Origin of the sequence: Synechococcus sp. KORDI-49 (genome assembly GCF_000737575.1) — a bacterium.
GTDB lineage: Bacteria > Cyanobacteriota > Cyanobacteriia > PCC-6307 > Cyanobiaceae > Parasynechococcus.
Genome location: NZ_CP006270.1, coordinates 2,232,639 through 2,254,383, shown reverse-complemented (window position 1 = coordinate 2,254,383; position 21,745 = coordinate 2,232,639). Strand labels below are relative to the sequence as shown.

General features: G+C 64.6%; 25 protein-coding genes and 1 tRNA gene. 16 read left to right on the top strand and 10 right to left on the bottom strand.

What is annotated here, in order from left to right:
* Nucleotides 1–4 precede the first annotated feature (4 nt).
* Nucleotides 5–1,438 (top strand): glutamate--tRNA ligase, encoded by a 1,434-nt coding sequence (gene gltX / locus KR49_RS11345; protein ID WP_043695485.1) that lies wholly within the window; start codon nt 5–7, stop codon nt 1,436–1,438.
* Here gltX and KR49_RS11340 read toward each other — a convergent pair.
* The 4 genes from KR49_RS11340 to wecB are packed head-to-tail and all read right to left on the bottom strand — an operon-like array spanning nt 1,385 to nt 4,574.
* A complete protein-coding gene (locus tag KR49_RS11340) occupies nt 1,385–2,656 on the bottom strand; it encodes a sodium:proton antiporter (RefSeq protein WP_043695482.1) in 1,272 nt (423 codons plus the stop codon). The genes gltX and KR49_RS11340 overlap by 54 nt on opposite strands.
* On the bottom strand, nt 2,646–2,891 hold the full coding sequence (locus KR49_RS11335; protein ID WP_043695479.1) for a hypothetical protein: 246 nt from the start codon (nt 2,889–2,891) through the stop codon (nt 2,646–2,648). The genes KR49_RS11340 and KR49_RS11335 overlap by 11 nt, the downstream gene beginning before the upstream one ends.
* Nucleotides 2,891–3,565, bottom strand: coding sequence for a DUF1643 domain-containing protein (locus KR49_RS11330; protein WP_253912759.1), 675 nt, complete (start codon nt 3,563–3,565; stop codon nt 2,891–2,893). Before KR49_RS11330 ends, KR49_RS11335 begins: the two co-directional genes overlap by 1 nt.
* Nucleotides 3,462–4,574 carry a non-hydrolyzing UDP-N-acetylglucosamine 2-epimerase gene (gene wecB / locus KR49_RS11325; protein ID WP_043695476.1) on the bottom strand — a complete coding sequence of 371 codons (1,113 nt, stop codon included), beginning with the start codon at nt 4,572–4,574 and terminating at the stop codon, nt 3,462–3,464. The genes KR49_RS11330 and wecB overlap by 104 nt, the downstream gene beginning before the upstream one ends.
* Nucleotides 4,575–4,644: 70 nt before the next feature.
* Here wecB and KR49_RS11320 point away from each other — a divergent pair, with 70 nt between their 5' ends.
* Nucleotides 4,645–5,784, top strand: coding sequence for a type IV pilus twitching motility protein PilT (locus KR49_RS11320; protein WP_043695473.1), 1,140 nt, complete (start codon nt 4,645–4,647; stop codon nt 5,782–5,784).
* Nucleotides 5,785–5,788: 4 nt separating this feature from the next.
* Here KR49_RS11320 and KR49_RS11315 read toward each other — a convergent pair whose 3' ends face one another.
* Together KR49_RS11315 and tsaD are read right to left on the bottom strand one after the other, a co-directional pair.
* The gene (locus KR49_RS11315; RefSeq protein ID WP_043695470.1) at nt 5,789–5,959 is read right to left on the bottom strand and encodes a chlorophyll a/b-binding protein; all 171 of its coding nucleotides are present in this window, start codon (nt 5,957–5,959) and stop codon (nt 5,789–5,791) included.
* Nucleotides 5,960–5,995: 36 nt separating this feature from the next.
* Nucleotides 5,996–7,069 carry a tRNA (adenosine(37)-N6)-threonylcarbamoyltransferase complex transferase subunit TsaD gene (gene tsaD / locus KR49_RS11310; protein WP_043695466.1) on the bottom strand — a complete coding sequence of 358 codons (1,074 nt, stop codon included), beginning with the start codon at nt 7,067–7,069 and terminating at the stop codon, nt 5,996–5,998.
* Nucleotides 7,070–7,147: 78 nt separating this feature from the next.
* On the opposite strand from tsaD, the gene KR49_RS11305 reads away from it, so the two are divergent.
* Together KR49_RS11305 and psaJ are read left to right on the top strand one after the other, a co-directional pair.
* Nucleotides 7,148–7,624 carry a photosystem I reaction center subunit III gene (locus KR49_RS11305; protein WP_043695463.1) on the top strand — a complete coding sequence of 159 codons (477 nt, stop codon included), beginning with the start codon at nt 7,148–7,150 and terminating at the stop codon, nt 7,622–7,624.
* A 32-nt stretch (nt 7,625–7,656) separates the two neighbouring features.
* Complete coding sequence (gene psaJ, locus KR49_RS11300) at nt 7,657–7,776, top strand: photosystem I reaction center subunit IX (protein WP_043695460.1); 120 nt, start codon at nt 7,657–7,659, stop codon at nt 7,774–7,776.
* 49 nt (nt 7,777–7,825) lie between these two features.
* Here psaJ and gmk read toward each other — a convergent pair whose 3' ends face one another.
* The gene (gene gmk, locus KR49_RS11295; RefSeq protein ID WP_043695456.1) at nt 7,826–8,386 is read right to left on the bottom strand and encodes a guanylate kinase; all 561 of its coding nucleotides are present in this window, start codon (nt 8,384–8,386) and stop codon (nt 7,826–7,828) included.
* A gap of 52 nt (nt 8,387–8,438) precedes the next feature.
* On the opposite strand from gmk, the gene KR49_RS11290 reads away from it, so the two are divergent.
* Together KR49_RS11290 and tatC are read left to right on the top strand one after the other, a co-directional pair.
* Entirely contained in the window at nt 8,439–10,142 is a 1,704-nt protein-coding gene (locus tag KR49_RS11290; RefSeq protein ID WP_052378333.1) for an NFACT family protein, read from the top strand.
* Nucleotides 10,143–10,266: 124 nt separating this feature from the next.
* On the top strand, nt 10,267–10,971 hold the full coding sequence (gene tatC / locus KR49_RS11285; protein ID WP_253912876.1) for a twin-arginine translocase subunit TatC: 705 nt from the start codon (nt 10,267–10,269) through the stop codon (nt 10,969–10,971).
* Here the strand turns inward: tatC and KR49_RS11280 are convergent.
* Entirely contained in the window at nt 10,952–11,368 is a 417-nt protein-coding gene (locus tag KR49_RS11280; protein ID WP_043695453.1) for a DUF3067 family protein, read from the bottom strand. The two genes, tatC and KR49_RS11280, sit on opposite strands and share 20 nt — an antisense overlap.
* 47 nt (nt 11,369–11,415) lie before the next feature.
* Between KR49_RS11280 and petC the strand changes: the two genes are divergently transcribed.
* The 6 genes from petC (at nt 11,416) to KR49_RS11250 (ending at nt 15,556) form a co-directional block, all read left to right on the top strand.
* Entirely contained in the window at nt 11,416–11,952 is a 537-nt protein-coding gene (petC, locus tag KR49_RS11275) for a cytochrome b6-f complex iron-sulfur subunit (protein ID WP_043695450.1), read from the top strand.
* A gap of 41 nt (nt 11,953–11,993) precedes the next feature.
* A complete protein-coding gene (gene petA / locus KR49_RS11270) occupies nt 11,994–12,926 on the top strand; it encodes a cytochrome f (RefSeq protein WP_043695445.1) in 933 nt (310 codons plus the stop codon).
* 4 nt (nt 12,927–12,930) lie between these two features.
* Complete coding sequence (gene lgt / locus KR49_RS11265) at nt 12,931–13,788, top strand: prolipoprotein diacylglyceryl transferase (protein ID WP_043695442.1); 858 nt, start codon at nt 12,931–12,933, stop codon at nt 13,786–13,788.
* 7 nt (nt 13,789–13,795) lie between these two features.
* Complete coding sequence (gene cobM / locus KR49_RS11260) at nt 13,796–14,572, top strand: precorrin-4 C(11)-methyltransferase (RefSeq protein WP_043697417.1); 777 nt, start codon at nt 13,796–13,798, stop codon at nt 14,570–14,572.
* 13 nt (nt 14,573–14,585) lie between these two features.
* Nucleotides 14,586–14,657: transfer RNA gene (locus tag KR49_RS11255), tRNA-Val, on the top strand.
* 119 nt (nt 14,658–14,776) lie between these two features.
* A complete protein-coding gene (locus tag KR49_RS11250; protein WP_043695439.1) occupies nt 14,777–15,556 on the top strand; it encodes a RodZ family helix-turn-helix domain-containing protein in 780 nt (259 codons plus the stop codon).
* Here KR49_RS11250 and KR49_RS11245 read toward each other — a convergent pair.
* Nucleotides 15,540–17,198, bottom strand: coding sequence for a Ppx/GppA phosphatase family protein (locus KR49_RS11245; RefSeq protein WP_084188142.1), 1,659 nt, complete (start codon nt 17,196–17,198; stop codon nt 15,540–15,542). The genes KR49_RS11250 and KR49_RS11245 overlap by 17 nt on opposite strands.
* Nucleotides 17,199–17,286: 88 nt before the next feature.
* Between KR49_RS11245 and KR49_RS11240 the strand changes: the two genes are divergently transcribed.
* Together KR49_RS11240 and KR49_RS11235 are read left to right on the top strand one after the other, a co-directional pair.
* Nucleotides 17,287–18,177 carry a 4-hydroxybenzoate polyprenyltransferase gene (locus tag KR49_RS11240; protein ID WP_043695436.1) on the top strand — a complete coding sequence of 297 codons (891 nt, stop codon included), beginning with the start codon at nt 17,287–17,289 and terminating at the stop codon, nt 18,175–18,177.
* On the top strand, nt 18,177–19,058 hold the full coding sequence (locus KR49_RS11235) for an LD-carboxypeptidase (protein ID WP_043695433.1): 882 nt from the start codon (nt 18,177–18,179) through the stop codon (nt 19,056–19,058). Before KR49_RS11240 ends, KR49_RS11235 begins: the two co-directional genes overlap by 1 nt.
* On the opposite strand, the gene ispD is transcribed toward KR49_RS11235, so the two are convergent.
* Nucleotides 19,042–19,722, bottom strand: a complete 681-nt coding sequence (gene ispD / locus KR49_RS11230) for a 2-C-methyl-D-erythritol 4-phosphate cytidylyltransferase (RefSeq protein WP_043697411.1) — start codon at nt 19,720–19,722, stop codon at nt 19,042–19,044. The two genes, KR49_RS11235 and ispD, sit on opposite strands and share 17 nt — an antisense overlap.
* Nucleotides 19,723–19,794: 72 nt before the next feature.
* On the opposite strand from ispD, the gene KR49_RS11225 reads away from it, so the two are divergent.
* Nucleotides 19,795–20,628, top strand: a complete 834-nt coding sequence (locus KR49_RS11225; RefSeq protein ID WP_043695430.1) for a glycosyltransferase family 9 protein — start codon at nt 19,795–19,797, stop codon at nt 20,626–20,628.
* A 9-nt stretch (nt 20,629–20,637) separates the two neighbouring features.
* A complete protein-coding gene (locus tag KR49_RS11220) occupies nt 20,638–21,705 on the top strand; it encodes a TrkA family potassium uptake protein (RefSeq protein WP_043695427.1) in 1,068 nt (355 codons plus the stop codon).
* Nucleotides 21,706–21,745: the final 40 nt, after the last annotated feature.

Here is a 21,745-nt window from a genome sequence, read left to right as displayed (position 1 = left end):
CGCCATGGTGCGCGTTCGTCTGGCCCCCAGCCCCACGGGCACGCTTCACATCGGCACGGCAAGAACTGCAGTTTTCAACTGGCTTTTCGCCAGAAATCAGAAGGGCAGCTTCCTGCTTCGCATCGAGGACACCGACAAGGAGCGCTCCAAACCCGAATTCACCCAGAACATCCTCGAAGGCCTCCAGTGGCTTGGCATCGACTGGGACGAGGAACCCGTGATCCAGAGCGAGCGGGTGGAGCAGCATCGCGACGCCATCCGGATCCTGCTCGAGCAGGGGCTCGCCTATCGCTGTTACGCCAGCGAGCAGGAGCTGGAGGCCATGCGGGAAGCCCAGAAGGCCGCCAACCAAGCGCCTCGGTATGACAACCGTCACCGGCACCTCACGCCGGAACAGGAAGAGGCCTTCCAGCTTGAGGGTCGGGAAGCCGTCATCCGCTTTCGCATAGATGACTCCGCGGAGATCCGCTGGACGGATCTCGTGCGAGGACCGATGAGCTGGCGCGGAGCCGACCTCGGCGGCGACATGGTGATCGCCCGCAGAGCTGCTGCGGATCAGATCGGCGACCCTCTTTACAACCTCGTCGTGGTTGTCGATGACGCCGCCATGGCCATCACCCATGTGATCCGTGGTGAAGACCACATCGCCAACACCGCCAAACAGCTGCTGCTCTATCAGGCTCTGGGACTGGCAGTTCCGGCCTTCGCCCACGCGCCGCTGATCCTCAACGCGGAGGGCCGGAAACTGTCCAAGCGGGACGGTGTGACATCGATCAACGACTTCCGCGCGATGGGCTACACCCCTGAAGCGATCGCCAACTACATGACCCTGCTGGGCTGGTCCGTGCCCGAAGGGATGGAGGAACGCTTCACCCTGCCGGAGGCTGCTGAGGTGTTCAGCTTCGAGCGGGTCAACAAGGCGGGCGCGCGCTTTGACTGGGACAAGCTCAACTGGCTCAATGCCCAGGTGCTGCATGGCCTGAGCAGCGAACTGCTGCTCAGCTGCCTCAGGCCTCTCTGGGAGCAGCGCGGATGGCAGCTGCCCGCATCGGCCGACTGGGGGCTTGACCTCTGCACCCTCCTGGGGCCGTCCCTGACCCTGATCGAGGACGGTGTCGATCAGGCCCGCCCCTTCTTTGAACGCCCTGGCCTGGAGGCTGATGCGGAGAAACAGCTGGAGGTGGAGGGGGCCGCAGCGGCGATCAAGGCCCTGGCGGACGCTCTGCACGCCTCCCCCTGGAACGGGGATGACCCGGCACGGGGGCAGATCCTGCTCGCAGACGCCGCCAAGGCTGCAGGCGTGAAGAAGGGCGTGATCATGAAATCCCTACGTGCCGCGCTGCTCGGTCGCCTGCAGGGGCCTGATCTGCTCACGACCTGGTCGCTACTGGCCAGGATCGGCGAGGACCTGCCCAGACTTGAACGCTGTCTCAGCTGAGGCCACGGGTTCGTCCGGCTCCGGCTCCGGCTCGATCAGTCCAAGGGCCCGGGCAAGCGGCTGGGCCGTCAAGCCCTGCAGACCCACCGTCATCAGGATGGTCAGGAACACAAGGCCCTGAAGTCGGCCGGCCCCAAGGATCCCGGCCTGTTCCAGGCGGATCGAGAACAGCGAGGCCACCGACGCGGTGACGATGCCCCGTGGTGCAAGCCAGCCCAGGAAGAATCTCTGACGACCGTTCAGAGGGAGTCCGGCAGTGGCCACCCCCACGGAGATCGGACGCACCACCAGCATCAGGGCCAGGACACAGCTGATGCCGCCCCAGCCGAGAGGACTCAACTCCGCCCAGGAGACGTCTGCGGCCAGCAAGGGAAACAGCATCGTGATCGCCAGCTGGGCCAGCTCCTGGATCAGAACATCCAGATCCGCAGTGTTCGTGGCTGGCCGTCGGCCCACGACGATGCCGGCAGCGACGGAGGCCGGCAGAGCGGATTCCGGCAGCAACCATTCACTGACGCCGTACATCAGGAACAGCATCCCCAGCGTGAGCTGCAACGGCAGACCGGACGCCTGATCGGGTTTCAGCCGGCGCAGCATCTCCGAGAGCAGCCAGCCGACACCGGCACCGATCAGCACCCCGCCGCCGAGGCGCAGCAGCAGACCGACCACCAGCTCCCGCCAGCCGTGCAGATCCCCCAGCACCAGCTCAAGCAGCAGCAGCGCCAGCACCGCTCCGATCGGCTCCAGAACGAGACCCTCTGCCTCGAGAATGTCCCCGAGCGGTGAGGCCAGACGCATCTGACGCACCAGAGGCGTCACCACCGTCGGCCCTGTGGCCAGGACGATGGCACTGAACACGGCAGCCACTGACCAGTTCAATCCGGCCAGCCAGTGAGCTGCCATGAGCCCCGCTCCCAGAGAGATCAGCAGGCGCAGAACAGCGATCCGCTGCACCGTGGTCTTGATCGTCTCGCCAGGGAAACGCAGGTTGAGTCCACCATCGAAGAGCACCAGGCTCACCAGCAACCCCACCACGGTTCCCAGACCGGAACCCAGATCCAGCGGCTCCACCAGTCCGAGGCCGGAGCGTCCGATCAGCAGTCCGGAGAGCAGAAGCAGCACCACTCCAGGCAGTTTGGACACAGCCGCCAGCAGCCTTGCCCCGGCGCCGGCGAAGACGGTCACTCCCCAGAGCAGGCCAAGCCGTTCAGGCGTCATCGACCGAGGAGAACTGAGGTTCAACACGGACGCCGATCACTGCTTCCGGACGAACCACCAGATACTCGCCCTCCAGATCACTGATGGGAACGTTGACGAAACCGGCCTGACCACTCGCGTTCACGATGCCCTGGTACCACTCCTGAAAGGTCTCGAGTTTGGGGAAGTGGACCCGTTCGGTCTGCCCGCCGACCAGGTGGAGATGCACGGCGTAGCGGCGGGGTTTGCGGGGCATCAGCGAGGTCGTCGGACCGCGGAGGTGGTCTCAGGATGACGGATGATCTGGGCCTCTGCCCAGGCGAACGGCTTGAGCACAGCCTGGGACGGTGAATAGAGGGGATGGCGGGGATGACCGCCCCGGGTGAGAGCGATGGTCAACGGGCCCGACGCCGTCGGATGACATCTCTGCCGTTCCGCCATGCAGGGCAGCAACAGGGAACGCACGGCCTGATCCCGGTGCCGCCAGCATCCACCGGCCCCCCAACCGCACCAGAGATCCCATTCAGGCCGCTGCGTCCAGCCTGAGCACCACTGCTCCAGCACGGCATCATTCCTGGCCCCGACAGGATCCTGGACGCGGCGCAGCGCCGCCGGCGATGGAGAGATCCGAGCGAACAGGTTGAGCACCAGAAGCTCCCGGTAGCCCCACCCCCGGGCGAAACCGATCAGTCGCCGCAGGGTGGGGTCATCGCGGCGGCCATCTGCCCGCGAGGGATTCAGGCCGATGAACAGCAGCAGGCCATCCCCCTGCTCCCAGCGCCTGCGAAGCCACCATCTGTAGTGACCGTCGTCGCTGATGAACGCCTCAGACGCCGAGATGCTCGCGGCAGAGAGACAGGATTCTGACGCTGGCCTGGCCGTCCCCGAAGGGATTGACCGCCCGCGACATCGCTCCGTAGGCATCGGCATCGTCAAGGAGACGGGAGGCCTCTTCCAGGATGGCGGAGGGCTCGGTTCCAACCAAGCGGGCTGTTCCCGCTTCCACCGCCTCGGGGCGTTCCGTGGTCCGGCGCAGCACCAGAACCGGCTTGCCAAGAGCAGGCGCTTCTTCCTGCAGGCCTCCGGAGTCAGTGAGCAGCAGCGTGCAGCCCCTCATGGCCGCCACCAGTCGGTCGTAATCCAACGGCTCCGTCAGCACCACGCGGGGGTGATCCCCGAGCATCTCCCGCAGTGGTTCCCGCACGGTCGGATTGCGATGAAGCGGTAGCAGCAGGGCGGTATCGGGATGGCGATCAAGCACCTGAAGCATCCCGCTGGCGATGTCCCTGAGGCGATCGCCCCAGTTCTCCCGTCGATGAACCGTGGCGAGGATCACGCGCTGGGTCTGCCAGTCGAGCCCGTCGAAACAGACATCGGGGGCCGATTCCGCCATCAGCAGCAGTGCATCGATGACCGTGTTCCCGGTGACACTGACGCGCCCCACGACACCCGAGGCCTGCAGATTCAGCTCCGCCTTGGGCGTCGGGGCGAAATGGAGGCTGGCGATCTGGGAGATCAGTCGACGGTTCGCCTCCTCCGGGAAGGGGTCGAGCAGGTTGTCGGTGCGCAGGCCGGCTTCCACGTGACCGACGGGGATCTGCTCGTAGAAGGCCGCCAGTCCGGCAGCGAATGCCGTCGTTGTATCCCCCTGCACCAGCACCAGCTGAGGCGGATATGCCTGGAAGTCATCCCGCAGGCCGTTCAGGGCAGCACAGGTCACATGGGTGAGCGTCTGACGGGGGGCCATCAGATCCAGATCACGATCTGCCTTGAGACCGAACAGATCCATCACCTGCGTCACCATCTCGCGATGCTGACCGGTGAGCACCACCCGGGTGCGCAGAGCCTCGCAGGCCTGAAATGTGCGGATCACGGGTGCCAGCTTGATCGCCTCCGGGCGGGTGCCCAGAACGATCGTGACCCGAGGCTGATCAGCCATGACGGTCGACGGTTCGTGCGGATCTTACGGGCGTTTGTCGGCATCCTTGAGACACCGGAACGGTGTTGCCGTGGCTCAGCCCGTCTTTCCTCCCAGCTTTCCGCCGCGGCCTGCGGTCACCTCGAGCGCACCGGCGGCAGCCACGGACGGATCCCCCAGCCTGGAAGCGATCGTGCGAGTGGCCCATGAGGAAGGTCATTCCGATGTGCATCTCGGTGTCGGGGAATCTCCCCGGTACCGGGCTCGTGGCGAGATGCAGCAGACAGACTGGCCGGTCACCGATCAGAGCGTGTTTCAACGCTGGCTGGGGGAGATCCTCTCGCCGCAGCAGATCGATGCCTTTTTCCGGGAGAAGGAGTTCGACGGCTCCCATGCCTTTCCGTTCGTGAGGGTCAGGATCAACCTGCTGGATTCACTGCGGGGACCGGCGATGGTGCTGCGGCTGATCCCCCAGACGATCCTCACCATGGAGCAGCTGAACCTGCCGACGATCCTGCAGGAGCTGGCGGGGCGTCCAAAGGGGCTGATCCTGGTGACCGGCCCCACCGGGTCCGGCAAGAGCACGACCCTGGCAGCGATGATCGACTGGATCAATCGCAACGAAACCCGTCACATCCTCACGATTGAGGACCCCGTGGAATTCGTGCACGAAAGCCGGAGATCACTGATCCGGCATCGGGAGGTGGGATTGCACACCCTGAAGTTCCACAACGCCCTGCGGGCCGCGCTGAGGGAGGACCCTGACGTGATCCTGGTCGGCGAGATCCGCGACCGGGAAACCCTCTCCACGGCTCTGGAGGCTTCCCAGACCGGTCACCTGGTGTTCGGCACTCTGCACACCAATTCGGCGGTCAAGACGGTGGAACGGGTGCTGGGCATGTTCCCGCCCGAAGAGCAGGACAGCATTCGTCGGTCTCTCTCCGAGTCGTTGCTCGGGGTGATTGCCCAGGGGCTGATCCGCACCACGGATGGCAAGCGTGCGGCGTTCCACGACATCCTGATCAACACAGACGCCTGCAAGGACTACATCCAGCGGGGCGCTCTCGATGAAGTCGAGGAAATCATGGAGCGCAGCGGGTTCGACGGAATGGTGACCACCAATCAATCGCTGCAGGTTCTGGTCGAGGCAGGACGTGTGGAGGCTGAACAGGCGGTTGCCGTGAGCCTCAGGCCGAACGAACTGGCTCAGGCCCTCCGAGGGCGCAGCTGAACCATCAGGCTCCGAACAGGCGCACCAGCAGCAGCACCGCGATGCCTGCCGAGAGACCGATCATCGCGAGGCGACCGTTCCAGATCTCCGCCTGAGGTGTGAAACCTCGGCGCCAGGCGTTCAGTTCATCGGAACCGACAGGTTCCTGCGTCGCGTTGCCGGTCTGTTCCGCCATGGGGATGGAACGTTTGCGCCACCTTAAGGGGATTCTTCAGAAAGCCGGCACGTCTCCGTAGAGCTCATCGGCGCGCTGCAGTGGCCAGCGGGCCGAAACGCCGGTCTCAGGAGAACTGAACCGCCGCCCCCTGGACAGACGCTCCAGCGCAGCGGCTCCGATCATCGCCGCGTTGTCGGTGCAGTAGGCCAGCGGAGCGATGGAGATCGAAACCCCGACGGCCTTTGCCCTTTCCTGCATCTTCAGGCGAAGCCGACGGTTGGCGGCAACCCCTCCGACCATCACAAGACGTTGAAGCCCATGATCCCGGGCACAGCGCAGGCTGCGTTCCACCAGCACATCAGCGACCACGGCCTCGAAGCTGGCGGCGAGATCGGCGAGCGGCAGAGGTTCCCCCGATGCCCGAAGCGTCTGCACGCTGCGCAGCATCGCCGTCTTCAGACCGCTGAAGGAGAAGTCGTAGGGGTGAAACCCGCCTCCCGGAAGCGAGATACGACCCTTCGGCAGAGCGAAGCGGGAGGCGTCACCGTCGGTGGCCAGCTCCTGGATCGCCGGTCCTCCGGGGTATCCGAGCCCGAGCAGGCGGGCGACCTTATCGAAGGCCTCACCGGCCGCATCGTCATGGCTGCGGGCCAGACGGTCCATGGCACCTGTCTGATCGACCTGGATCAGCTCGGTGTGGCCTCCGCTGACAAGCAACACCAGATAAGGGGGACGCGGAGCCAGCTCACTCAGCTGCACGGAGGCCAGATGCCCCTCGAGGTGATGGATGGCGAGGAAGGGGCGATCGTGCAGGGCCGCAAGGGTGCGGCCGGTGACGGAAGCCACCATCAGCGCTCCGGCCAGGCCGGGCGTGACCGTCGCGGCCACGGCGTCGAGCTGATCGAAGCCGATCCCGCTGTCGGTGACAACGGCTTCAATCAGCTGCGGCAGAGCTTCCACGTGGCGGCGCGATGCAATCTCAGGGACGACACCACCCCATTGCGCGTGCTCCTCGACCTGGGAGGCGATCCGAGAGGAACGGACCTCCACAACTCCGTTCTCGCTCCGCGTGACGATCGCCGCGGCCGACTCGTCACAACTTGTTTCGAGGGCCAGCACCGAGGTCATGGTGGTCAGGACCCTCCCCTACTGTCCGCAAGTGACATCCTGCCCCCTTGGGCAACTAACCACACAGGAATCGATCCGATGCGTCGTCTCTTCGCCGTTGTGCTTTCGGCCCTCCTGGTGTTCGGCTTCGCCCCCGTCGCCAAGGCGGATGTGGCCGGTCTGACGCCCTGCTCAGAAAGCGCCCGCTTCCAGCAGCGAGCCGCTGCTGCCGACACCCCACAGGCCAAGGCCCGCTTTGAGATGTACAGCCAGGCCTCCTGCGGTGAAGACGGCCTGCCCCACCTGATCGTTGACGGACGCTGGAGCCATGCAGGCGACTTCGTCTATCCCGGCATCATGTTTCTCTACGTGGCTGGCTGCATCGGCTGGGCCGGTCGGGAATACCTGAAGGCCACCCGTGGCAAGAACGCCGCCATGAATGAGATCCAGATCGATCTCTCCATCGCCCTCAAGAGTCTTCTGGCCGCCGCCACCTGGCCTCTGGCCGCCTTCGGCGAGTTCACCAGCGGAAAACTGCTGGAGGACGACAACAAGGTCACCGTCTCCCCCCGCTGATTCAGATCCCGACACCACCCCTTACCGAACTCATGCAGAAATTCCTCACCACCGCTCCTGTCGTCGCCGCCATCTGGTTCACGCTGACCGCCGGAATCCTGATCGAGTGGAACCGATTCTTCCCTGACCTCCTCTTCCACCCTCTGGGTTGATCGACGTCTAGATCCCTACGGAAGGGGCCCCTGGGCCCCTTTTTTGCTGTCAGCTGAGACCCATCAGTCGCTCCAGCTCGGCAAGAGCCGTGTCGAGAGCGTCGTTGATCACCACGGCATCGAACTCATCCTGAGCCTTCAGCTCCTGCTCAGCTCTGGCCAGCCGACGACGAATGGCATCCTCTGCATCCGTGCCGCGGCCACGGATGCGACGCTCCAGTTCCGAGAAGCTTGGCGGCGCCAGAAAGATCTGAAACCCGCTCGGGAAACTGCGCCGCACCTGACGGGCCCCCTCCAGTTCGATCTCCAGCAGCACCGCCCGGCCACTCGCCAGCTGCTCCTCGACAGGCGCGCGAGGGGTGCCGTAACAGTTGCCGGCGAATTCAGCCCATTCCAGCAGTCCCCCCTGGGTCACAAGGGCATCGAATTGATCCCTGGTATGGAAGAAGTAGTTGACGCCGTCCTGTTCCCCCTCACGGGGAGCACGGGTTGTGGCGGAAACCGACAACCACACCGAGGGGTGACGTTCCAGAAGACGGCTGACCAGAGTCCCCTTCCCAACTCCACTGGGACCGGTGATCACGGTGAGGCCGCCACGACTGCCGCTCATGCCCTGCATCTGCGTCGGCCAGCAGAGTAGGAAGACCTCTGAATGCCAGCTGATGGCGGCGGCGAGCCTGCAGCTGATGGATCTCACCAGCCTCAGGGCCGTGCTGTGGGATCTGCGCCGACAACTTGTGCCAAGCCGTTTCGAAAAGGCGCAGCAGCCTGATGCCGCTCGCCTGCAGCTCGGCTTCCGCAGCCTCAGTGGCATGACCTGGGTCGAGCTGAGCTGGCTGGCGGAGGCTCCGCATCTGATCCAGATCCCCCCTCCGGCAAGACAGGGGGCTGGCAGCACGCTGGCCCAGCAGCTGCAGCACAGCCTGCGCCAGCTGGCCCTCGTGGAGCTGCACCAGCCTGGTTTCGAGCGGGTTGTGGAGTTCCGTCTGGCGGCACGCCCCGGGGAACGGGTGCAGCGGGTGCTGGTGCTCGAGCTGATGGGTCGCCACAGCAATCTGCTGCTGCTTGATGACCAGCGACAGGTCATCACTCTGGGCAGACAGGTGCGCGATCACCAGTCACGGGTACGTCCGATCGGGACCGGCGACGCATACGCACCACCACCACCGCTTCAGGGTCAGCCTCCGGATCCGCAGGAATCCGACGAGCGCTGGCGGGAGCGTCTGCAACTGCTGCCGGTCCCGCTCCGCAAAGCCCTTCAGCAGAGTTATCAGGGGATCAGTCCACCTCTGATTCGACAGCTGGCGGGAAGCCTGGCGGATTCCGGCGTGCAGGATCTGGAACCGGATCAGTGGCAGCAGTTGCACCGCTCCTGGCAGTGCTGGCTGAAAGCTCTGGAGCAGGAATCCTTTCGGTTGCAGCTGCAGGAGGACGGCCGGTATCGGGTGTGGGGAACAGGCCAGGACAGCGGGGAGCCCGGCCTGGCCCTGGTGCTTGGACGCTGGTACCGGGAGCAGCTGGACCAGCGAGCCCTCAGCCGGAGAAGTGATGAAGTGCGCCAGCGCCTCGAGCGGTGGCGCGGCAAGGAGGAGCTCGCCCTGGAGGACCAGATGCAGCGGCGGGCAGCCACGGCGGGAAGCGACGACCTGCAGCAGCAGGCCGATGCACTGCTCTGCCTGCCATCCCCCAGCCGGGAGCAGGTGGAGCAGGCTCAGAAGCTGTATCGGCGTGCCCGCAAGCTGCGCCGATCAGTGGCCGTTCTGGAGGAACGTCTCACCCACCACCGGCGGCGGCTGGATCTGATCAATGGCAGTGAGGCCTTCATCGAAGACCTGCAGATCGCCCATTGGCAGGAGGTCGCGCCACGGTTGACAGCGCTGCAGGAGCTGCGCAGCGAACTGGAGGAGCTGCTCAATCCCGGAGGCCGCCAGCAGGAGCGGCGCCAGCAGCGTCAGAGCACGCCGCAGCCGCTGGAGCTGGTTTCACCTGGAGGCCTGCTGATTCAGGTGGGGCGAAACCATCGCCAGAATGACTGGATCAGTCTGCGCCAGGCGCGCAGTGGTGACCTTTGGTTCCATGCCCAGGAGTGCCCGGGAAGCCATGTGGTCCTGAAGGCCTCCAGCGGTCTGCCCGAGGACGGCGATCTGACACTCGCCACGGATCTGGCCGCTCACTTCAGTCGTGCGCGCGGCAACAGCCGGGTTGCGGTTGTGATGGTGCCGACCATGCAGCTGCAACGCATCCCGGGAGCCGGCCCAGGCACGGTGCGTCATCGCGGCGGCGAAATCCGCTGGGGTGAGCCGCATCGGGCCGAACAGCATCTTCATGACAGCGCGGCTTCTAGCCTTGCTTCAACAAGCGTCTGATGTTCAGACCTTTTCCCGCCCCCCATCCTTGCCCGAGAGTCCCGACGGTCCACTCCTGAAACCTCCTCCACCGATCCGGATTGGTGGGGGGGCCAACGCCGGCGATCTGCCGGACGAGGTGGAAATGCCGCTGGTGGACCACCTCGAAGAGCTGCGTCAGCGGGTTCTGCGCAGTCTTCTGGCCGTTGTCGTGGGAGCCGCTCTCTGCCTGGTGGCGGTGAAACCGCTCGTGCGCATGCTGGAGGCACCGGCCAGCGGCATTCACTTCCTGCAACTCGCCCCGGGCGAGTTCCTGTTCGTCTCCCTCAAGGTGGCGGGCTACGCCGGCCTGACCCTGGCCCTTCCCTACGTGCTGTATCAGGGCCTTGCCTTCGTGCTGCCGGGCCTGACCCGACGTGAGCAGCGGCTGATCGCTCCCGCGGTGGCAGGCTCGGCGGTGTTGTTCGTCGCAGGCCTTGCCTTCGCCTGGTGGGCCCTCGTGCCGGCGGCGCTGCGCTTCCTGGTGAGTTACGGCGCCGATGTGGTCGAACCGCTCTGGTCGATCGAGCGCTATCTCGACTTCGTGCTGCTGCTGATGCTGGCCACGGGTCTGGCCTTTCAGCTGCCCGTGCTGCAGCTGCTTCTCGGTGTGCTCGGGCTCGTGCGCTGGCGAGCGATGCTCGGGGCCTGGCGATGGGTGGTGCTCAGCGCAGCGCTGGCAGGAGCCGTGCTCACTCCCTCCACGGATCCCATCACGATGCTGTTGCTGGCCGGCGCCATCACCGCACTGTTTCTGGTGGGAGTCGCCCTCGTGGCCCTGGCGGAATCCCTCAGACCAGAAACTCCCTGAGCAGATTGCGGGCCTCGGGTCCCTCCACCTCCAGATGCAGGCTGAGGGCCTTGCCGAGACGAGGTTTGTCACGGGTATCCCACAGCCATCGGCGCACTTCCGTGGCCAGACCAAGACGATTCACAACATCTAGAACTTCGGCGATGTGCTCCCGATAGGCGGATTCGTCCATCGGAAAGGACTGCTGCTCCAGATAGGCCCACATCACCTGCAGGTAGAGACGCTGCCTGCGCACCACCAGCTGAAGGTCGTAAGTCGCTTTCCAGCGCTGGCGGAGACAGCTGATCAGCTCCTCCACCCCGAGGGGACTGTCGGCTGATTCGAACGGATTCACAAGCACAGATCGGGTGTCGCCGGGGCGGGGCAAAGGCCAGTCGTTGCAAAGCGTGACAGGCACTTAAGCGTCCATAATGATCGCCATTCCGTGCTGGATGAACGTCCGCCATGACCCAACTTTCCTCGAGCGATGTGCCCGGAATGGGTCGTCGGCAGTTCATGAATCTGCTGACCTTTGGATCCGTCACAGGCGTCGCTCTCGGGGCTCTGTACCCCGTGGCCAACTACTTCATCCCGCCCAAAGCCGCCGGCAGCGGCGGTGGCACGAGTGCCAAGGATGAACTCGGGAACGACGTCAGCGCCAGCGGCTGGCTGGCGTCTCACCCCGAGGGAGACCGCAGCCTCGTTCAGGGCCTCAAGGGAGACCCCACCTATCTGATCGTGGAGGGTGAAGACGCCATCGGCAGCTACGGCATCAATGCGATCTGCACCCATCTGGGCTGCGTGGTGCCCTGGAACAGTGGCGCGAACAAGTTCATGTGCCCCTGCCACGGCAGTCAGTACGACGCCACCGGAAAGGTGGTCCGCGGCCCAGCCCCCCTGTCCCTCGCCCTGGCGAATGTCAGCGTCGAGAACGACAACGTCTTTGTCAGCCAGTGGACCGAGACCGACTTCCGCACGGGCGACAAGCCCTGGTGGGCCTGACCTTCCTCCCCCTTCGCCCGAACCCCCTCCCACACCGTTCCATGCGTCGCCACCTCTCCCTCCTGATCGGATCGCTGGTTCTCGGCCTGGCTCTTCTGATCGCACCGGCCGCCAGCTGGGCCTATCCCTTCTGGGCTCAACAGAACTACGACAGTCCCCGTGAAGCCACCGGCAAGATTGTTTGCGCCAACTGCCACCTCGCTCAGAAGCTGACCCAGGCGGAAGTTCCCCAGTCGGTGCTCCCCGACAGCGTGTTCAAGGCCAGCGTCAAAATTCCCTATGAGGAAGGCATCCAGGAGATCGGAGCAGACGGCAGCCAGGTTCCGCTCCAGGTCGGTGCCGTGGTGATGCTGCCCGACGGCTTCACTCTCGCCCCTCAGGACCGCTGGACCGACGAGATCCGCGAGGAGACCGAAGGCGTCTACTTCAGCCAGTACAGCGACGACCAACCCAACATTCTTCTGGTGGGGCCCATTCCGGGTGATCAGCATCAGGAGATCGTTTTCCCGGTGCTCTCCCCCGATCCCGCCACCGACAGCAGCATCCACTTCGGTAAGTACCAGATTCACGTGGGTGGCAACCGCGGCCGCGGCCAGGTTTATCCCACCGGTGAGAAGAGCAACAACGCCGTCTACACCGCTCCAGCAACAGGCACCGTCGCCGGCATCGAGGCCGGCGACAACGGTTCCAGTGTGGTGACCATCACCGGTGCCGATGGCGCCTCGGTTGCTGAGACCGTTCCCGTCGGTCCCGCACTGCTGGTGAATGTCGGCGACAGCATTGAGGCCGGAGCAGCACTCACCGATGATCCCAACGTCGGCGGCTTCGGCCAGGTGGATGCCGAGGTGGTTCTTCAGAACCCTGTCCGGATCTACGGTCTGCTGGCCTTCTTCGCCGCGGTCGCTCTGGCTCAGATCATGCTGGTGCTGAAGAAGCGTCAGATCGAGAAGGTTCAGGCTGCTGAAGGCATCTGAGGCGATGTTCACCTCACCGGGGCCTGAGCTGATCCAGCTGGGGCCCCTCACCCTCCGCTGGTATGGCCTGCTGATCGCTCTAGCGGTGCTGATCGGCCTCAACCTCTCCAGTCAACTGGCCAGATCCCGGCAGCTCGAAAACGGGCTGATCAGTGACCTGCTTCCACTGCTCGTGCTCACGTCGGTGATCGGAGCACGCATCTATTACGTCGCCTTCGAGTGGCGCAACTACGCCGACCAGTGGACCAAGGCCCTGGCCATCTGGGAAGGGGGGATCGCCATCCATGGAGCGCTCTTGGCCGGGACCCTGACGCTGATCCTTTTCTGCCGCTGGAGACGTCAGCCCTTCTGGGATGTTCTGGATGTGCTGGTTCCCTCCGTCGCCCTCGGCCAGGCGATCGGCCGATGGGGAAACTTCTTCAACTCCGAGGCCTTCGGAGTTCCCACAGACCTTCCCTGGAAGCTTTTCATTCCCTTTGCGAATCGGCCGGCGGTCTATGCCGATTCGGAGTTCTTCCATCCCACCTTTCTCTACGAGTCGATCTGGAACCTGGTGTTGTTCCTCGTTCTGATCGTGTTGTTCCGCCTGGGGAGCCGAGGCAGCATCCGCCTGCCCTCCGGAGCACTGAGTTGTGTCTACCTGATGGGATACAGCCTTGGTCGCGTCTGGATCGAAGGACTTCGCATCGACCCGCTGTGCATCGGAGCCCTGCCACCGGCCTGTGAGGGCGGCCTGCGAATCGCCCAGTTGATGAGCGGCCTGCTGATGGTGGCCGGAGGCATCGGCCTGGCCTGGCTGTACTCCCGCGGTCCATCCCATCGGGAGCCATCCCAGACGGGACCCTCCGGCTCCAATGGATGATGAAGGGATGCTGAGATCACCGGTCTGTTTCATCGGAGGAGGTCCTGGAGCCCCGGATCTGCTGACGCTCCGCGCCGCCGAGCGGCTCAAACGGGCCGACGTTCTGGTCTGGACTGATTCCCTGGTCTGCCCGGCCATTGCTGCCCTGGCGCCGGAGCACTGCGAGCGGATCCGCACCAGCACGCTCACTCTGGAGGAGGTGATCCCTGTGCTGATCGAACGGCACCGGCAAGGCCATCAGGTGGTTCGCCTGCATGATGGGGACACGTCGCTGTACAGCGCGATTCATGAGCAGATCGCCGCGCTCTCCGATGCGGAGGTTCCTGTGGAGGTCGTTCCCGGGCTCAGCGCCTACCAGGCTGCCGCTGCCCGGCTCGGCCAGGAGCTCACCGTCCCAGGACTGGTGCAGACCATCGTTCTGGGACGTGCCGGCGGCCGAACAGGGGTTCCTGAGCGGGAGGATCTCAACAGACTCGCTGCTCTGGGGGCCAGCCTCTGCCTGTATCTGAGTGCCCGACACGTTGACGAGGTTCAGGAGATCCTGCTGCGTCACTATCCAGCCGACACCCCCGTCTGCATCGGACACCGGATCAGCTGGCCGGATGAATGGATCGACGTCGTTCCGCTCTCGACCATGGCAGAGGTCAGTCAGGCCCGGTCACTGATCAGAACGACCCTTTACATCGTCAGCCCCGCACTCAGCGGCAGCGCACGGAGATCGAGGCTCTATTCGCCGGATCACGATCATCTCTTCCGCCCGAACCAACAGAACCCTGTGGTTTAAGATCGGGTTGTGCGGGCGATTAGCACAGTGGTAGCGCACTTCCTTCACACGGAAGGGGTCACTGGTTCGAATCCAGTATCGCCCATCTGAATGAACACTTCCTTCCGAACATTTGATCGGAATCAGATGCTGATCATCACTTTGACAGTCAAATCATCCAAAAGGCATTACGTTCATATCCAATCCTTCTGATTCGCCTTTTTCGTGGCTGTCAGTGATCACAGAGATACTGATTCCGGGGGCACTGCCCCAGGTGGCCTCGTCGACGTCGGACGGACCATCCAGGAGCGCAGGGAGGCGCTGGGACTGAGCGCGGAACAACTGGCAGGCAATCTTCATCTCGGCGTGGAGCAGCTCCGTTCCCTGGAGCTCGGAGACCTGCAGGGACTCCCGGAACCGGTCTTCATCAAAGCGATGGTGCGCCGGATCGCCGGTCATCTCAAACTTGACGCGGATGCCCTGGCGGAGCAGCTGGGAACGATCAGCAGCACTCCAACGCGCACCACCATCAACATCACCGCACCGGCCTCGACAGCGGCCTCTCCCGCCAGGGGGCGCTGGAGCTTCATGCTGCCGATCGTCCTGGTCATCGCAGCCGGCGGTGGTGGGGCCATGCTTCTGCGCACCAGAACGTCCATGCCCCCGGTGCAGAAACCGGCTGAAATGACGGAGGAGCCGATGGCCACTCCCGCACCGAAGCCGTCTGTTCCCGAAGCGGAACCCGTCAGCGCAGCCCCTTCGGAACCACTCGCTTCATCTCTCACGATCAGCAGTCGCGAACCCAGCTGGATCGCGCTGCGTCGCAACGGCAACCTCGAGTTCCAGGGAACTCTGGTGAACGACCGCACGGTCGACGACCCGGAAAGCGTGGAGATCTACGCGGGCAGGCCCGATCTGGTGATGGTGAAACGACCTGGCGGCGAAGCGGCTGCCCTCGGCCCGATCGATGCTGTGCGCTGGTATCGCCTCAGCCCTGAACTCTGATCATCAGCTTCATCCCCGACGCTTCCCACACCACATCAGCACAGCTTTCGAGGCTCCACTGCTCGAGACTGAGATTCTGGTTCAGGCGCTCGGGAATCAGCTCAAGCTGAAGTTCTCCCGGAGCAGCTGAAACGCGCAGCGATGCCACGACGGGTTCCGGACGTCGGTCCAGTGCTGCGGCGAGTCGCAGCAGCAGTGCCATCTCCGAGACCAGCCGGCGATGCTCCCGGGTGGTGATGGCCTGCCAGGACTCATGACGCTTCTTGGGAAGGCTGCGGCGGTGATACCGGGCGATCGCCGCCACCATCAGGTGTTCCGCTTCGGAGTAACCCAGCAGTTCACCGTGGCGGATCAGGTACCAGGAGTGCTTGTGATAAGCACTGAGGTTGATGTGCTGCCCACAGGAATGCAGCATCGCGGCTGCCCAGAGCAGCTCGCGTCCCTGACCATCGTCATGGTGCATCACGCCATGGGTGTTGTCGTAGAGGCTGAGGGCATGAAGAGCGACGCGCTCAGCGCGGCGCTGATTCACGGCGAAGCGCTGCACCTGATGGATCACCGTGCGTTGACGGATGCTGCTCTGGAAGCTGAAACGGTCCTCGAGCAGACCGTGACGCAGCATCCAGTCGACGATCAATCCTTCACGGAGGGCCCGCTCGCTCAGCGCGAGCTCGTCCACCCCGAGCATCTGCATGGTGGTCTGCAGGATCAGCGCGCCAGGAACGATGATCTCGGCGCGGCGATCGTTGATCGGGGAGAGCTCCCTGCGCTGTTCAGGCGTCATCGCCACCAGCTTCTCGACAACACGATCGAGGCGCTGACGGGACACCCGGTACCCGTGCAGCTTCAGAGGCGGTCGATCGTCCTCACTGGCAGCCAGCGCACCGATCGCCATGGCCGTGCCGCTGGTGGCGACCAGCACAGGAATCTCGCCCGGTTTGATCCGGCGGTGCACCTTGTCCACCGCCGGCTCGAGGGATCCCTGAATGAACGCCTGGAGGAACGCGCGGCGCTGGGGTGGAATCGGATCGTCCTTGACGAAATCCCGCTGCAATCGGACGGCCCCCACCCGGGTGCTGGTGAGCGCGCGGGCATCACGTCCATCCGCGAGGATCAGTTCGGTGGAGCCGCCGCCGATGTCGAGCAGCAGATGCGGACGATCGCCGAACGACATGCCTGAGAGCACGCCCAGATAGATCAGGCGCGCCTCCTCCGGCCCGCTCACCAGATCCACCTCGAGGCCGAGAACGTCCTGGATGCGCTGCAGGAAATCCCTGCCGTTGGGAGCTTCCCGGACTGCACTGGTAGCAGCAGTGACCACTTGCTCCACCGCATGGCTGGCCGCCAGGTCTCGGAAACGACGCAGGGTCTCAACACCGCGCTGCATCGCCTCAGCGGTCAGTTCGCCGCTTTCCGGATCCCGCTCCCCCAGCCGAGTGGTGGATTTCTCAGCCTGAACGATGCTGAACGTCCGCAGGGTCGTGTCCACCGATGCCACCAGCAGATGGGTGGAATTGGTGCCGATATCGATGGCGGCGATTCTCCGCCGCTGACCGGACAGGCCCTCCGCGCTGCTGGCCCCCAGCTGCTGGGTGGACGAAGAGGCGGTCGACGCAGACGGAGTGGACTCAGCACCCAGCATCGGCAGCCCCGACCCGAAGTCGAACCACTCTGCCACCCATGGCTGATGCAGACAGACCCTGACTAGGGTTTTGTAAATCTGTGACCCTGTGATCAGTCACCCTCCCAGCACGTTGCCCTGGCTTCAGCTTCTGCGCTGGAACAAGCCCACAGGGAGACTGATTCTGCTGGTGCCGGCGGGCTGGGCCCTCTGGCTGATGCCGTCTGCACCGCCATCGGCATCTCTGGTTCTGCGCATCGTGGTCGGCGGCCTGGCGGTGAGCGGAGCCGGGTGCATCGCCAACGATCTCTGGGACCGCCGGTTCGACGGCGAGGTGGAGCGGACCAGCAGCCGCCCGCTGGCCCGTGGAGCCATGAGGGTCAGCACTGCTGCCGCACTGTTGATCGGCATGCTGATCCTCAGCCTTCTGGTGGTGCTCAGCCTGCCGCAGGCGAGCCTGCTGCTCTGTCTTGCCCTTGCTGTTGCGGCATTGCCACCGATCCTTCTCTACCCCTCAGCCAAGCGCTGGTTCCCCTTCCCTCAGGCCGTCCTCGCGCTCTGCTGGGGCTTCGCCGTTCTGATTCCCTGGGCTGCGGCTGAAGCGGAGCTGACCGCGGATGCCCCCCTGCTCGGGTGCTGGCTCGCCACCATGCTCTGGACCTTCGGCTTCGACACCGTCTATGCGATGGCGGACCGACGGGACGACGCCAGGCTTGGCCTGCGCAGCAGCGCTCTCACCCTGGGTGGCTCGGCGGTGCCTGCGGTTCGTGTCTGTTACGGGGTCACCTGCATCCTGCTGGCCATCGCCGCCGCGGCGAGCGGCATCGGCTGGATCTTCTGGCCGCTCTGGGCCATCGCCAGTTGGCTGATGCAGGCCAGTTGCACGCCGCTTGAGCAGGGCCAGACAGGCATGGCGGTGTTCGGTCGTCACTTCAGTCGCCAGGTCCAGCTCGGATCACTCCTGCTCATCGCTCTGATGCTCGGAAGAGCGTTCGCCTGATGGCAGAGCAGACAGCAGCACCTCTGCGGCCCGGTGATGCCATGGCAGTGGTGGCCGCCAGTTCTGCCCTCGCGGATGCCGAGCGCCTGCATCAGGGAGTGAGCCTGCTGGAGAGCTGGGGGCTGCGCTGCCGACCTCACTCCGTTGTTGGACGTCACTGGGGATATCTGGCAGGCCGGGATGAGCAGCGGCTCGATGATCTGCTCCAGGAGACTCCGGTCAGCCTGCTGGCCTGTGCCAGGGGTGGATGGGGGGCTGCCCGTTTGCTGGAGCGGCCTATCCCCTGGCAACCAGGCTGGCTGCTGGGGTTCTCCGATGTCACGGCACTGCTGTGGGGTCGGCTCGCCGCCGGTTTCGATGGAGGGATTCACGGCCCCCTGCTCACCACCCTGTCCTCGGAACCGGAGTGGAGCCAGCAGCGGCTGCGACAGCTGCTGTTCGGAGACGCTCTGCAGGATCTGCAGGGACGAGGGCTCGGAGGAGGAATCGCCAGCGGTCCGTTGCTGGTGGCCAATCTCACCGTGGCCAGCCATCTGCTGGGATCGCCATGGATTCCCGATCTCGATGGAGCGATCCTGATCCTCGAGGACGTGGGTGAGGCGCCCTACCGCATCGATCGCATGCTCACCCACTGGCGGCTTTGCGGTGCCCTGCATCGACTGGCGGGTCTCGGTTTCGGAAGCTTCAGCGACTGCGAGGACGATCGCCCTGATCAGCTGAACTTCACGGTGAGTCAGGTGCTGGAGGAGCGCACAGCGGATCTGAACATCCCCAGGGTGATGGATCTGCCGGTCGGACACCAGCCCGGCAACGCGGCTCTCCCCCTCGGCCGTCAGGCACGCCTCGACGGAGACACGGGTCAGCTCAGCCTGCTCTCCTGAGCTGGAGCACTGCCTCGGCCACCGTCAGGTCGAAGGGCGTCGTCACCTTGATGTTCGAGGGGCCCGCATCCAGCACCTGCACAGGCCAGCCGAGGCGTTCGTAAAGGGAGGCATCGTCCGTGACGTTCCAGCCCTGCTCCCTGGCCCGGTCATGGCCCTGTTGCAGCTGCTGAACCTGAAACCCCTGGGGCGTCTGGGCAGCCCACAGTTCGGAACGGTCCGGCGTCTCCCTGATGCAACCTTCGGCATCCACCCGCTTGATCGTGTCCGTCACCGGTGTGGCAGCGATCAACGCCATCCCCGCCTCGACCCGCTCGGCGCACCGATCGAAGAGCGCAGGCTCCGCAAGGCAGCGGGCTCCGTCATGAATCAGAACGTGCTCGGCCCCGGGAGGCAGTCCCGCCAGACCTCGCAGCACCGAGTCCTGACGCGTGCTGCCCCCCTGGATCCAAACCACCGGCTTGGGCGCACCCTGCACCAAGGCGAGGATCTCCTCGCGATCGATCTCCTGACCGACGATGCCGATCCAACGGATCCGATCGGCCGCCATCGCCGCGTCCAGGGTCCAGGCGATCACGGGGCGTCCCGCCAGCGGCAGCAGCAGCTTGTTGCGATCCGCCCCCATGCGGCGACCACTCCCCGCTGCGGCGATCAACAGATGCACAAGCGACTCCTGCCCCCAGCAGGCTGAAACGGTCTCCATACAATCAGCCCAGACGCTCTCCGCAGCGGTTCGATGCGAGTCCTTGCCCTCAGCCCTGGCCCGGTTCTGGCCCAGCTGGAGCGTCTTCCCGCTCTTGCGGCTGTCGCCGAAGCACTGGGAGCGATGGTTCAGGTGGCCTGTGATCCCAAATGCCGCGCGGCATGGGAGCTGATGCCGGGTTTCGAAAAGCTGATTCCCTTCAGCTTCGAATCCAACCCATCACTGGCCGACTGGACGAACCTTCTCGGCTGCGTCCGAGAACCGGACTTCCAGGCCTGCCTCAACTTCGCGGAAGGTCAGTCGGTCAATCTGATGCTGTCGATGAGCCACATCCCGACCCGAGTGGCCCTGTCAGGCTTCGCCTCCACCGATCGCATTGCCCTGGGGCAGGGCTGGGCGGCTCAGAGGATCGCTCCGTTCGTGGAAGCGCTTGGATGTTCCCTCAAGGCTGACGGTTTCCGTCTGAGCCTGCCGTCCAAGGCCCTGGAGAACGCCCGTGCCGAGCTTCCTGCTGGAGACGGACCACTGCTGCTGATGGCACCCTCGGGAGCATCCAACGATTGGCCCGACCAACGATGGGGCGCACTGCCTGAGGCGGTCCGCACCCGCCTGGCGACCCTGCGGAGCCGAAGCCTCTCGCCGGAGCTGAAGCTTGTCGAGCGAGCCGCCGCCGTGGCCTGCGCGGACGTGGTGCTCAGCAGTTGTCCGCTCACTCAGCTGTTGGCGGCTTACAGCAATGTTCCGCTGGTCGCCCTTGGCGGTCAGGCCGGAGATCTTCCCGAACGGGCCGAGATCAGATGCCTCGGCGGTGAAGGCCCCCTGACAACGATCGGTGAAGACGACGTGCTCACCGCCCTGGGGTTCTGACACAAGCTGATGGCTCGCCAAAGGCGGAGGATCCGGGGGCAGAGCCAGTTCCAGGCGATCACAGCTCCATGGCGGGGTCCCCTGACCGCCCTGAGCAGCGTGATTCTTGCCGGATCCATCGGTTACCGCATCACCGAAGGCTGGGACTGGGGGGACTGTCTCTGGATGGTGCTGATCACCATCAGCACCATCGGCTACGGCGAGGTGCATCCCCTCTCCTCACAGGGCCGGCTTGTGACCGTGCTGATCGTGATCGGCGGTCTGTTGGTGGTCCAGCTGTTCATCCAGCGCGTGCTGGGGCTGACAGAATCGGGTTACTTCCGACAACTTCGGGAGTTCCGCTTCCAGCGCCTGCTTCAGAGCATGCGGAATCACGTCATTCTCTGCGGTTACGGACGCATCGGTCAGGAGATCGCCGCTCAGCTGCAGCGCGATGACATCCCCCTCGTGGTGATCGAAACGGATCCCGAGCGAAGCCAGATCGCTGAATCACGAGGTCTGAAGGTGCTTCTGGCCGATGCGACGCTCGATGAATCCCTGCTCGAGGCTGGGCTGGAGCAATGCCGCAGCCTGGTAGCTGCGCTGCCCGGAGATGCATCGAACCTCTACGTGGTGCTCAGTGCCCGTGACCTGCAACCGTCCTGCCGTCTGATCGCCAGAGCCAACAGCGATGAAGCGGCCGCCAAACTGCGACTGGCCGGCGCCACTGTGGTGGTGAGCCCATACATCGCCGGAGGACGGGTGATGGCGGCTTCGGCTCTGCGACCGCTGGCGATCAATTTCATGGAGCTCCTGGTCGGCTCCAACTACGAGATCGAGGAATTTCAGCTCAGCAGCGACCCGCTGCATCTGCTCAACGTGCACGGCCGCTCTCTGCAGGAGCTCGAACTGGGACGGCGCAGCGGCGCCCTTGTGCTGGCGATCCGGGAAGGGAACGATCTGATCGCCAATCCCCGCGGGGAAACAAAGCTGGCCCCCGGACAGCTGCTGATCGTGCTGGGCAGCCGACCTCAGCTCAAGTGCTTTCAGGAGCTGCTGGGAGAGGCGGTCGACAGCATCGAAACCATGGCTGGCTGAGGTGGCAATCACACCGATCCCTACGATCCTCCGAGCTCAG